The sequence below is a fragment of the Rhodopseudomonas sp. BR0C11 genome, from assembly GCF_010820945.1.
Lineage (GTDB): Bacteria > Pseudomonadota > Alphaproteobacteria > Rhizobiales > Xanthobacteraceae > Rhodopseudomonas > Rhodopseudomonas palustris_H.
Window position 1 is genome coordinate 1 of the sequence record NZ_QTKI01000124.1, and the last position, 11793, is coordinate 11793.

Genomic DNA, 11793 nt, shown 5'->3' on the forward strand with positions numbered 1-11793 from the left:
TCGTGACGCTGCCGTGGACGCTGCGATTGATCGACAATGCCGACGGGCGTCTCGGATTGATGCTGCTCGATTTTGCCGCGCTCGGCGCCGGCATTGTGTTCCTGGCTTTGCCGTTTCTGCGGTTCGATCTGCTGGACCGGATCTGGGCCACCCGCCATATGCGCGGCTGCTCCGAAGTCGCCCTGAAGGTTCTGTCGACTCCGAAAAGCGCAGCGATCCTCGTCGCCACCTCGTTGATCATTCCGGTTCTCGCGGTGGTGATCGCCTGGTGCGTGGCGCGGGCGATCGAATCGCCTAGCGGCTTCGTGCAATTGTTTGAGCTCGTCCCGCCGATCATGCTGATCACCATGATCCCGATCTCGATCGCCGGCTGGGGCGTACGCGAAGCCAGCATGGGATTGGCGTTCGGCTATGCCGGCCTCAACCCCAGTGACGGCGTCGCGGTGTCATTGCTGTTCGGTGCCGTTTACTTCGTCGTCGGAGGAATCGGTGGCCTGATCTGGATCATGAGCGCCGAAAAAGCCGCCAAGGGCGATGCGCCGATCGAAGTTCCGGAATAGCGCGATGCGCAGCGCCACGGGCGACAGGATGTTTTTCAGCGTCAGGCTCAACGACTAATGGGGACGAGTCTGACCGCGCTATTCGCCTTCATGTCCGCAGCAGTCGGATGTGCCGTGCTAACCTGGGTGCTGATGCCGCTGTTGGCCCGCTACGCGCTGGCCCGCCCGAACGCGCGCTCGTCGCACAAGATACCCACGCCGCAGGGTGCCGGAATTGCCGTCATCGCCGCAACGCTGGTCGTCACGACCTTGGCTCTCGGCACGACCACTCCCGCGCTACTGGCGCTCCTGCCGTTATTTGCCGCAGCCATCATCATTGCCATCGTTGGTGCAATCGACGACATCCGACCGATCCCTGTGCTGCCACGCTTCGCGCTGCAAGCGCTGTGCGTCGGGGCGGTCGTGCTCACGCTGCCCTCCGACGAGCAGATCATCCCTGTCCTGCCGCTGTGGCTCGAACGCGCTGCATTGCTGATCGGCGGGTTGTGGTTCGTCAACCTCGTCAACTTCATGGACGGACTCGACTGGATGACGGTTGCCGAAGGCGTGCCGGTCACGGCCGCCCTGGTAGTGTTCGGCTTGCTGGGCGCGCTGACGCTTTCGCCGATGCTGCTTGCCGCGGCGCTCGGTGGAGCACTCCTGGGTTTCGCCCCGTTTAACCGGCCGGGCGCCGCCAAAGTGTTTCTCGGTGACGTCGGCAGCTTGCCGATCGGGCTTCTGCTCGGCTGGTGCCTGCTACAGCTCGCCGTGCAAGGACATGTCGCCGCAGCGCTGCTCCTGCCGCTGTATTACCTCGCCGATAGCACCCTGACGCTGCTACGGCGGATGATACGCCGTGAGCCGTTTTGGCTGGCGCATCGGTCCCATTTCTATCAGCGCGCCACCGACAACGGCTTTCCGGTACGCGAAGTCGTTGGGCTTGTCTTGCTGACCAATCTGGCGCTGGCGCTACTGGCCGGAGTCTCGATCGCGCTGAATTCCATCGCCGCCGATGGTGTGCTGCTTGCCGTCGGCGCCGCGGTGGTCGCGGCGCTCTTGATGCGGTTTGCGCGTCGCAAAGCGTGACGCGTCAGCCACGGGCGCAGCTACGGCGTAGGCACTGTCGGTTCGATCCGAAATTCAGGCACCGCCCCCTTCAAGATCGCCACGACCTCATCGTGGCGCCCAGCCGCGATCGCCGTCTCGAGTGCGGTGAGGCCCTGGCGCAACGTCGCCAACGGCAACTCGTTCGGACACGCAGCCATGATCCCGGGAATGCCGATCTCGGTGGTCGGCTCGTGCTCGGCAAACAGAATTTCGTGCAACCGTTCGCCCGGTCGGACGCCGGTGAACACGATCTCGATGTCGTAACCAGGCTGCAGACCGGACAGGCGGACCATCCGTTCCGCCAGTTCGACGATCTTCACCGGCTGCCCCATGCTGAGCACGAACACCGACGCATCCGCGTGCTGTGACTTCAGCGCATGCGTCGCTGCGGTGATGACCAGGTCGCAGGCCTCACGGATGGTCATGAAGTAGCGCACCATGTCCGGGTGCGTCACCGTCACCGGTCCGCCGGCTTCGATCTGCGCCTTGAACTTCGGCACAACCGAGCCGTTCGACGCCAGCACGTTGCCGAACCGCACCGAGATCAGCCGCATTGCCGGCTTGTCACCCGGAGAAGTGGCGAGTTCGCGGTCGAGCGCCTGACAATACAGTTCGGCGAACCGCTTTGTGAGGCCGAGCATCGACACCGGCTCAATCGCCTTGTCGGTCGAAATCATCACCATCGCCTCGACGCCTGCGGCGCGGGCCGCGTCGGCAACGTTGACCGAGCCGAAAATGTTGGTCTTGACGCCCTCGCCCCAGTCGCGCTCGAGGATCGGCACATGCTTCAGTGCGGCGGCGTGGAACACGAGGTCGGGTTTGAAGGCGCCGATGAGGTCGAAGACTCGCTCACGGTCGCGGATATCGGCGATCCGGCCTTCAACCTTGGTCTTGCTGACCTTACCCGAGAGCTTCTCCATCGCGGCGTATAGCGCCGGCTCCGAATTCTCGATCACCAGCAATCGGGCGGCACCGAAGGTCGTCACCCTATCACACATTTCGAACCCAATCGATCCGCCACCGCCGGTGACCACGATCGATTTGCCTTTCAACAGACCTTCGAGCCTGTCGTAGTCGATCTTGACGCTGGGGCGCAGCAGCAGATCTTCGACAGCGACCGGAGCCAAACGAGGCGTATCGCGGCTCTCCTCGAGCGACGGCAGGCGGCTGACCGTCAGCCCGAGCTTGCGCGCCCGCATCAGCACCGATTCTGGCTGTGCCTCCGCCTCGAAAGCGGACGGCATCATTACGGCGCGTTCGATTGGCCGATTTCGGTGGGCGAAGTCGGCAATCACATTGTGCAGATCGTCGATGCCGCCGAGTACCGGAAGGCCACGAATGGTCTGCCCCCGATCCGAGAACGCGGGCGACAGGATGCCGACCGGCCATAGCCGTTGCACGGCGCCGCTCTCGACAGCGCGCAAGAACACCTCGGCATCGGCAGCGCGGCCGATCAGCAGCGTCGGCGCCGCATCCAGACGCCGCGCCTTATTTCGGGTGCGGGTATAGCGGAAGTAACGGTACGCGAGCCGAGAGCCGGCGAGGAAGAACACCTCGAGAAACCAGTACAGAACGATGGTGGTCTTCCCGAGGAAGAAGGTCCCGTACATGTTGGGAGCGAGGAAAATGTAATCGAGCACCAGCAGCGCGATCGTGAGAACGCTCGCGGCCCGCAAGATGTTGAGCAGGTCCGGGATCGAGATGAATCGCCACTTGGTGGTGGTAAGCTGAAACAGATAACAAACGAAGAAGCTGAAGACGACGAAGTACGGCAGGATCTTCAGCAGCAGCGGCAAACGATCCAGCAGGTTCTCGCCGTCGAACCGCAGATAGAAGCTGAGCAATACAGCGGCAGCGGTCGCGAGCAGATCGTGGAGCGCGATCAGCCAATTGCGATAGGTGAACGACCGGATCGACGTCAGCATCGTGCGTCTTTCTCGCGATGATCCGACACGGCCACCATGATCAGGACTGTCCCTCGCGCGCCCGCGCTACCAGCGAGGTGGTGCTGAAACCCGGCAGCACGTCGACCAGCAGCACGTCGCCGCCCTTGGCCGCAACGATCTCGTGGCCGACCACCTGCTCGCGGGTGTAGTCGCCGCCCTTCACCAGCACGCTCGGCTCGATCCGCGTGATCAGCCGCAGCGGGGTATCTTCTTCAAAGATCGCCACAAGGTCGACTGCTTCGAGCGCGGCCAGCACCTCGGCGCGGGCGCGTTCGTGCTGCACCGGCCGGCTTTCGCCCTTCAGGCGGCGCACCGAAGCGTCGCTGTTCAGCCCGACGATCAGCCGATCACAGGCACCGCGCGCTGCGGTCAACACCTTGACGTGGCCCGGGTGCAGAATGTCGAAGCAGCCATTGGTGAAGCCGACCCGAAGACCTTCGCGGCGCCACTGCTTCAACCGCTCGTCGAGCTCGGCATCGCTGCCGATGATCTTCTCTTCCGCCGCCAGCGAGGCATGCGGCAGAATCCGACGGCGTAGCTCGGTCGGCGTCACCACTGCGGTACCGTTCTTGCTGACCGCGACCGCCGCTGCCGCACTCGCCGCCCGCATCGCGGTTGCCCAGTTCGCCCCGGAAGCCAACACCACCGCTAGCACAGCCGCCACCGTATCGCCGGCGCCGGACACGTCGCGCACCTTTACGGGCAGCGCCGGCACATGGATCGGTTCGCCCCCGCGCGGCACCAGCGTCATGCCGTGCTCGCTCTTGGTCACCAGCATCGCCTCGCATTCAGCGAGCGCCATGGCATCCTGAGCCGCCGCGGCGATCTCGTCATCGGTCGCTGCTGCGCTTCGCGTCGCCGCGGTAAATTCCTTGCGGTTCGGCGTCAGCAGCGTGGCGCCGCGATAGATCGCGAAGTTGGCGCTTTTCGGATCGACGATCACCCGCTTGCCGAGTTTTTTGGCGGCATCGATCGTGTCGCGAATGACCCGCGCCGTCAGCACCCCTTTGGCATAGTCGGACAGCAGCACGATGTCGGCACGGGCAAGCTGCGGCAGGATCGCATCGAGCAGGCGCTGCTCGACGTCGGTAGCGGCCGGCGCCGCCGTCTCCCAATCGGCCCGCAGCATGTGGGTCGAAAAGTGCTCGGAGACGAACCGCACTTTCCGGGTCGTCGGCCGCGAGGCATCACGGACCAGTACCGGCTCGATCCGCGGCTCGCTGCCGAGTTCGGCCTCCAGAAAACGCCCTGTAGCGTCATCACCGATCAAGCCGACAAAGATGCAGCGCGCGCCGATCGCCGCGATATTGCGCGCGACATTGCCGGCGCCGCCGATGTTGGTCTCGCTGCGTTGAACCGCGATCACCGGAGCCGGAGCTTCCGGGGAAATCCGCGACACCTCGCCATAGACGAACTCGTCGAGCATCAGGTCGCCGACGCACAGAACGGTCTGACGAGCGATCAATTGCAGCAAGGCGTCGAAGCTGAACATCCGAATCCAAACGGTTGCGTGCGATCAGCGGAAGCGATCGCTGCGGTCGAGGTAACCAGTGACGTAAGACGTGACCGCCTCTTCGAGTGGGGTGAATCCGCCGTTGTAGCCAGCGGCACGCAGCCGGTCGCCCTCGCTCTGGGTGAAGTATTGATAGCTGCCGCGAATCTGTTCCGGCATATCGATGTACTCGATCTGCGGCGGCGTGCCGAGCGCCGCATAGGCGGCCAGGATCAGGTCGCGGAAGCTGCGGGCATGGCTGGTGCCGACGTTGAAGATGCCGCTGACGCTGGGCGAAGCGAACAGCCACATCATCACCCGCACCACGTCGTCGACATAGATGAAGTCGCGGCGCTGGTCGCCGTCGGCAATGCCGTCGCGGTGCGACTTGAACAGCTGGACCACCCGGCCGGACTTGATGTCGTCGAACCGCCGCGCCAGCACGCTGGCCATGGTGTCCTTGTGATATTCGTTCGGGCCGAACACGTTGAAGAACTTCAGGCCGGCCCATTGCGGCGGCAGCTTGTGGCCGTTAGCGGCGCGCTCCGCCACCACCAGGTCGAACAGATGCTTGCTCCAGCCATATAGGTTCATCGGCCGCAGCTGTTTCAGCGCGGCCAGCGAGAAGTCATCGTCGAACCCGTGTTCGCCGTCGCCATAGGTCGCCGCCGACGAGGCGTAGATCAGCGGTGTGCCGGTCTCGGTACACCAGTCCAGCAGCCGCAGCGACAGCCGGAAATTGTTCTCCATCACCATGTCGCCATCGGTGGCGGTGGTCGCGGAGATCGCCCCCATGTGAAAGATTGCATCGAGCTTGCGGCCTTTCAGCCAGTCGGCGAGTTCTGCCGGAGGCACGAAATCGGCAAGCTGGCGCTTGGCGAGGTTCTTCCACTTGCCGTCGTGGCCGAGAAAGTCGGACACAACGACGTCGGCCCGCCCAGCGTCGTTCAGCGCCGCGACCAGATTCGATCCGATGAACCCGGCGCCCCCGGTAACCAGCAGCATGACTTCTCCGCCTCGATTTGCGGGGCCACCTTTGCCCCACTCCGCCCGGGCAGGCAACTTCAACTCTGAATTGCTGTGAATGCGGAATGGGCTTGGCGCGAAATGCCGGCTGGACGCGGGCCGCCGCAGGCGCTAACCGGCTGGGCCGATCAGCCCCTGCTAGGCAGGGCAACAGAACAAGCGATGAATTACGAATCACTCAAAGCCAGCCTGGAGACTGCGCCGGACCGCAACGAGACCAGCCCGGTGCTGTTGGTCCCGTATATGTGGATCGGCGATTTCGTGCGCTGCCACACCGTGGTGCGGGTCCTGAAGGACCGCTGGCCGAACCGGCCGGTCGACGTCCTCACCACCACGCTGTGCGCGCCGCTGGTCGACTACATGCCCGGGGTGCGCCAGGGCATCGTCTGGGACCTGCCGCGCAGCAAGATCTCGCTGTCTCAAGAGCGGGCGCTGGCGGCGAAGCTGCGGCAGCAGGGCTACGGCGCCTCGGTGGTGATGCCGCGCACCTTCAAATCGACCATCGCACCCTGGCTTGCCGGTATTCCGAAACGCACCGGCTTCATCGGCGAGGTCCGGTTCGGCCTGCTCAATGACTGGCGGCGCGGCGAGAAGGCGTTGCCGCGGATGATCGACCGCTGCGCCGCACTGGCGCTGCCGCCGCTGCCGGAACTGCCGCTAGACTGGCCCGAACCTCAGCTTCAGGTGCCGGAAGCCGAGATTGCGGCGTGGCGGCAGGCGAACGGCCTGCACGGCCGGACCGTGGTGGCGCTCGCGCCCGGCGCTGTCGGGCCGGCGAAGCGCTGGAGCTACTACGTCGAGGCCGGCAAGGCGCTGGCCCAGCGCGGTTTTGAGGTCTGGGTGGTCGGCGGCCCGGGCGAAACCGCCAAGGCGCAGGAGATCGTCGCGGCCGGCGGCCCACATGTCCGCGATCTTACCGGCACAGACCTGCGCAACGGCATCCTGGCGCTGGCGGCGGCCGATCTGGTGATCTCCAACGATTCCGGCCTGCTCCACGTCTCTGCCGCGATCGGCAGCCGGACCATCGGCATCTTCGGACCGACCAGCCCCTGGCATTATGCCCCGCTCAACCCGATCGAGACGGTGATCCAGGCGCCAGGGGATATCCCCTGCCGGCCCTGCCACAAGCCGGTGTGCCGGATGGAGCATCACCGCTGCATGCGCGACATCGCGGTCGAGGACGTGACCGCCGCGGCGCTGCGCGCGTTGCAGGCCTCCGGCATCGCACCGGCGGTCTGAGCCCTTGGCTTGCGCCGGACCCCGCCCTGGGCTTTACCAGAGCCTTCAGTTTCAGCCTTCAGGTGTGACGTGAGCCAGGACAAGATCGCCGCCCATTTCCAGCTCTCGCTTGCCGCGATGACTGCTGCCGCCGGCGATGCAGCGCTGCTGGCCGCGTCGCGGGCGATCGCTGCGGCATCAATCAAGGCACTGCAGCAGGGCCGCAAGATTCTGCTCGCCGGCAATGGCGGCAGTGCCGCCGACGCCCAGCACATCGCCGCGGAGATCATCGGTCGCTACAAGCGTGACCGCGCCGCCTGGCCGGCAGTAGCGCTGACTACCGACACTTCGGCACTCACGGCAATCGCCAACGACTATGGCTTCGAGCGCGTGTTCGCCCGGCAGGTCGAAGGACTCGGGCAACCCGGCGACGTCTTCATCGGCATCACCACCTCCGGCCGCTCGCCGAACATCCTCGCGGCCCTCGAAGTCGCACGCCAACGTGGCCTCGTCACCGTCGGCATGACCGGCCCGAGCGGCGGATCGATGGGCACGCTGTGCGATTATCTTCTGATTGCGCCTGCCCCCGAAACCGCGCTGGTTCAGCAGATTCATCTGATGGCCGCGCATGCGATCTGCGACGAGATTGAAGTCGTGCTGGGCAAGCCGTCGCCATGACCGCGTCCGCGCCGCGCCGTCCCGCTGCCTTCCTCGATCGCGACGGCGTCATCAACTACAACGATCACTATGTCGGCACGCGCGAACGCTTGCGCTGGATGCCGGGCATCGCCGCGGCGATCCGACTGCTCAACGCCGCCGGCTACTACGTCTTCATCATCACCAACCAGTCCGGCGTCGCCCGCGGCATGTTCAGTGAGGACGACGTTCGCGACCTACATCGCTGGATGTTGAGTGAATTGCAGGCGCAAGGCGCGCAGATCGACGATATCCGGTTCTGCCCGCATCATGTCGAAGGAACGATCGATGCCTATCGGGTTGCCTGCGAGCATCGCAAGCCGGGCCCCGGAATGATCCTGGATCTCGCCAAGGCTTGGCCGGTCGACATGCCCCGCAGCTTCGTGATCGGTGACAGCGCAAGTGATGTCGAAGCCGCGCAGGCTGCCGGGATTGCCGGGTTTCGCTTTGAAGGCGAAGACATCGAGGACTTCGTCAAACAGGTGCTGATCGAGATGCAGCGCGCCGCTGCATCCAACTAACCGAGCAGCTGCTCCGCCGCCTCGATCGCCTGCCGCGCCGAGGGGCCACCGCTCGTGCCGCCGAGCACCCGCAGTGGACCGCTGCCGACCGGGCCCGTCAGTCCCGGATCGGTCGCGGCACCCGTGAAGCGGCGGCCAGATGCAGCAAGCCGGTATCGACGCCGATCACCACCGTGGCGCCGGCGATCACGCCGGCAGTGAGATCGAGCGGCTGGCGCGGCAACACGCGGCTTCCGGGAATCGCGCTCGACAGCCGTTCGGCGGTCTGCCCCTCGGTGTCGGTGCCCCACGGCAGCACCGGTTGGAGCCCGCGGCCCTGCAGCCAGCGGCCGGTCTCGATCCAATCCTCTGCGCGCCATTCCTTCGACACGCGCGAGGTGCCGTGCAGCAGCAGTGCGTAAGGCGCATCAGCGCCACGCGCCGGCTTGATCAGCCCGTAGTCGATTTCGTCCGCCGGCTGATAGCCCAGCGACAGCGCAGTAAGGGCGCGGTTGCGCGCCACCGCGTGGAGCGACCGGCTGACGCTGTGGCGGACGTCGTAGAACCGCGACGCCAGCGGCTCGCGGATGCTCTGCGCGTCGTAGCCGTGGCGCTCGCCTTGCGCGAGACGGGCGATGATCGCTGAACGGATCAGGCCCTGGGTGTCGATCACCTTGTCGAACTCGGGCTCACGCAAACGGGTGTTGAAATCGCCGATCTCGCGCCAGGTGGCGCGGCTCGCCAGATGCGACCGCCAGCGCCGCGTCGCCACCGGGATCACCTCGGTCACGAAGGGATGCAACCGTGCCAGCGGCGCGAACGCCTCCTCGACCACCCAGCTCATCCGCAGGTCCGGCAGCGCGCGCGCAGCGTCGGTGATCGCGGGCATCTGGTGCACCACGTCGCCGAGGGAAGAGGTCTTGATGATGAGGATGTCCGACATTGACGCAAAAGGCCCGCAATTGCGCGGTCCTCGTTACAGGATTGACAACCATAGAGTCGAATCCCCGGCAAAAACGCTGGCAATTCGCCGCTGAGGCGGCCCCGCTATACCGCAATTCCATTGTTTGTCGACAGGCTGGCGCAAATGCGCGAGACGAACCAGCACCTTGGACGGAAACCACGATGACCGTACTCGTCACCGGCGGCGCCGGTTACATCGGAAGCCACACGGTTCTGGCGCTGGTCGAGGCCGGCGAAAGCGTGGTGGTGATCGACAATCTCTCCACCGGCTTTTCGCAGTTCCTGCCTGAAGGCGTTCCGCTGTTCATCGGCGATGCCGGCGACGAAAACCTGGTCGACGGCGTGATAGCCTCGCATCGCGTCGACGCCATCATCCATTTCGCCGGCTCGGTGATCGTCTCGGACTCGATGCGCGATCCGCTCGGCTATTATCGCAACAACACCTCGACGTCGCGCAATCTGCTCGCCGCCGCGACGCGGCGCGGCGTCAAAAACTTCATCTTCTCCTCGACCGCCGCGGTGTACGGCACCCCGGACCGGATTCCGGTCGGCGAAGACGCGCCGACGCGGCCGCTGTCGCCCTATGGCCGCTCCAAGCTGATGACCGAGATCATGCTGCATGACGCGGCGGAAGCTTACGGTCTCAACTACGTGGCGCTGCGCTACTTCAACGTCGCGGGCGCCGACCCGCTGGGCCGGATCGGGCTTGCCACCGTGGGCGCCACGCATCTGTTGAAAATTGCCGTGGAAGCTGCGACCGGGCAGCGCAGCCGGATCGACGTCTATGGCACCGACTATCCGACACCGGACGGCAGTTGCATTCGCGACTTCATTCACGTCACCGATCTCGCCGAAGCGCACGGCGCTGCGCTCGGTTACTTGCGCGCGGGTGGCGGTCCGGTGACGCTGAACTGCGGCTATGGCCACGGCTATTCGGTATTCGAAACCATCAATGCGGTGAAGCGCGCCGCGGGCCGCAACTTCGCCGTCGCCGCGGCACCGCGCCGGCCCGGCGACATCATGACGATGGTCGCCGACACCAGCCGAATCCGCCGCACGCTGGATTGGACACCGCGTTACGACGATCTCGACACCATCGCGGCTCACGCTTTGGCTTGGGAGGAAAAGCTGCTGCGCCAGCGCCAAGCGGTTGAATTGCAAGCGATTCCGGCCTGACAACGCCTCTGGTTCCGCCGTTTTGGCTTGAAAATCCGGCCCATCGGGGGCAAGGACTCCGCCAAGACGCACGCCTTCCTCGCGCGCGACCCTTGTCCGACGCCGTCGATGGAATGCGGGAATGACCGAAGCCCCACGCAAGATCACTGACGACCCGTATGGCGCGTGGCAGCTGATCCGCCGCCTGGTGATGGAACAGGCCGCAGCCTATTGGCGGCGCTATGCGCTTGCCTTCGGCCTGATGGCGATCGCGGCGGCCGCGACCTCCGGTTCGGCCTTCCTGCTCGGCAAGGTGATCAACCAGGCCTATGTCGATCGCGACCTGCAGGGCATCATGTTCTGGTCGGTCGTCACGCTCGTGGTGTTCAGCCTGAAGGGTGCCGCGACCTACGGCCAGTCGGTTATCCTCACCCAGATCAAGAACGCGATCCTTGCCAACAATCAGCGGCGGATGTTCCACAAGCTGATGAGCGAGAGCATCGGCTTTTTCTCGCAGCGGCATTCGTCCGAATTCCTCGCCCGCCTCACCGCCGGCGCCAACTCCGTCACTGAAGTGCTCAACCTGCTGATCAACGCGATCGGCCGCGATTTCCTGTCGCTGATCGGTCTGGTGATCGTGATGGTGGTGCAGGATCCGTTCATGGCGCTGTTCGGCCTATTGGTCGCGCCGCCGGCGGCGTTCGTGGTGCGCAAGCTGGTGAAGCGCGTGAAGGGCTTGGCGCTGACGCAGTTCACCGGCAACGCGCAGATTCTCGAGACGATGCAGGAGTCGCTGCAAGGCATCCGCACCGTGAAGGCGTTCTCGCTCGAAAAGACCATGAGCGACCGGATCGACGCCAACATCGCCGCGGTGCAGGCCAACGCCGACAAGATGGCGAAGGTGTCGAACCGCTCCAGCCCGCTGATGGAAACGCTCGGCGGCTTCGCGGTAGCGGCGTCGCTGATGTATGGCGGCTACCGCGTGGTCGCGACCGGCGCGACGCCCGGCGAGTTCTTCTCGTTCCTGACCGCGTTCCTGCTCGCCTACGAGCCGGCCAAGCGGCTGGCGCGGCTCAACATCGAACCCAACCGCGGCCTGGTCGGCGCCCGGATGCTGCTCGAGATCCTCGACCGCCCGCCAAGCGAGCCGG

Annotated in this window: 10 protein-coding genes and 1 pseudogene; 7 read left to right on the forward strand and 4 right to left on the reverse strand. The window is 65.2% G+C overall.

Going from position 1 to position 11793, the window contains the following annotated elements:
- The coding region (locus DYI24_RS11915) for a lysylphosphatidylglycerol synthase transmembrane domain-containing protein (protein WP_164572431.1) at nucleotides 1-560 on the forward strand (560 nt) is incomplete at its 5' end.
- A 57-nt stretch (nucleotides 561-617) separates the two neighbouring features.
- On the forward strand, nucleotides 618-1625 hold the full coding sequence (locus tag DYI24_RS11920; RefSeq protein WP_164572432.1) for an MraY family glycosyltransferase: 1008 nt from the start codon (nucleotides 618-620) through the stop codon (nucleotides 1623-1625).
- 20 nt (nucleotides 1626-1645) lie between these two features.
- Here DYI24_RS11920 and DYI24_RS11925 read toward each other — a convergent pair whose 3' ends face one another.
- From DYI24_RS11925 to rfaD, 3 genes are read right to left on the reverse strand one after another with little or no spacing between them, the layout of a single operon-like run.
- Nucleotides 1646-3571 (reverse strand): polysaccharide biosynthesis protein, encoded by a 1926-nt coding sequence (locus DYI24_RS11925; RefSeq protein ID WP_164572433.1) that lies wholly within the window; start codon nucleotides 3569-3571, stop codon nucleotides 1646-1648.
- Nucleotides 3572-3611: 40 nt separating this feature from the next.
- The gene (gene rfaE1, locus DYI24_RS11930) at nucleotides 3612-5084 is read right to left on the reverse strand and encodes a D-glycero-beta-D-manno-heptose-7-phosphate kinase (protein WP_164572434.1); all 1473 of its coding nucleotides are present in this window, start codon (nucleotides 5082-5084) and stop codon (nucleotides 3612-3614) included.
- A 24-nt stretch (nucleotides 5085-5108) separates the two neighbouring features.
- A complete protein-coding gene (gene rfaD, locus DYI24_RS11935; RefSeq protein ID WP_164572435.1) occupies nucleotides 5109-6089 on the reverse strand; it encodes an ADP-glyceromanno-heptose 6-epimerase in 981 nt (326 codons plus the stop codon).
- 183 nt (nucleotides 6090-6272) lie between these two features.
- On the opposite strand from rfaD, the gene waaF reads away from it, so the two are divergent.
- The 3 genes from waaF (at nucleotide 6273) to DYI24_RS11950 (ending at nucleotide 8545) form a co-directional block, all read left to right on the forward strand.
- Nucleotides 6273-7349 carry a lipopolysaccharide heptosyltransferase II gene (waaF, locus tag DYI24_RS11940; protein WP_164572436.1) on the forward strand — a complete coding sequence of 359 codons (1077 nt, stop codon included), beginning with the start codon at nucleotides 6273-6275 and terminating at the stop codon, nucleotides 7347-7349.
- Between the two features lie 69 nt (nucleotides 7350-7418).
- Nucleotides 7419-8006 carry a D-sedoheptulose 7-phosphate isomerase gene (locus DYI24_RS11945; protein WP_164572439.1) on the forward strand — a complete coding sequence of 196 codons (588 nt, stop codon included), beginning with the start codon at nucleotides 7419-7421 and terminating at the stop codon, nucleotides 8004-8006.
- A complete protein-coding gene (locus DYI24_RS11950) occupies nucleotides 8003-8545 on the forward strand; it encodes an HAD family hydrolase (RefSeq protein WP_164572437.1) in 543 nt (180 codons plus the stop codon). The genes DYI24_RS11945 and DYI24_RS11950 overlap by 4 nt, the downstream gene beginning before the upstream one ends.
- On the opposite strand, the pseudogene waaC reads toward DYI24_RS11950, so the two are convergent.
- A pseudogene (gene waaC / locus DYI24_RS11955) lies at nucleotides 8542-9467 on the reverse strand (lipopolysaccharide heptosyltransferase I). The gene DYI24_RS11950 and the pseudogene waaC sit on opposite strands and share 4 nt — an antisense overlap.
- 182 nt (nucleotides 9468-9649) lie before the next feature.
- Here waaC and galE point away from each other — a divergent pair.
- Nucleotides 9650-10663: a UDP-glucose 4-epimerase GalE gene (gene galE, locus DYI24_RS11960; RefSeq protein ID WP_164572438.1), complete on the forward strand. Its 1014-nt coding sequence runs from the start codon at nucleotides 9650-9652 to the stop codon at nucleotides 10661-10663.
- Nucleotides 10664-10784: 121 nt separating this feature from the next.
- Nucleotides 10785-11793, forward strand: a 1009-nt coding sequence (locus DYI24_RS11965; RefSeq protein ID WP_246701233.1) for an ABC transporter permease, incomplete at its 3' end; no start/stop codon positions are given.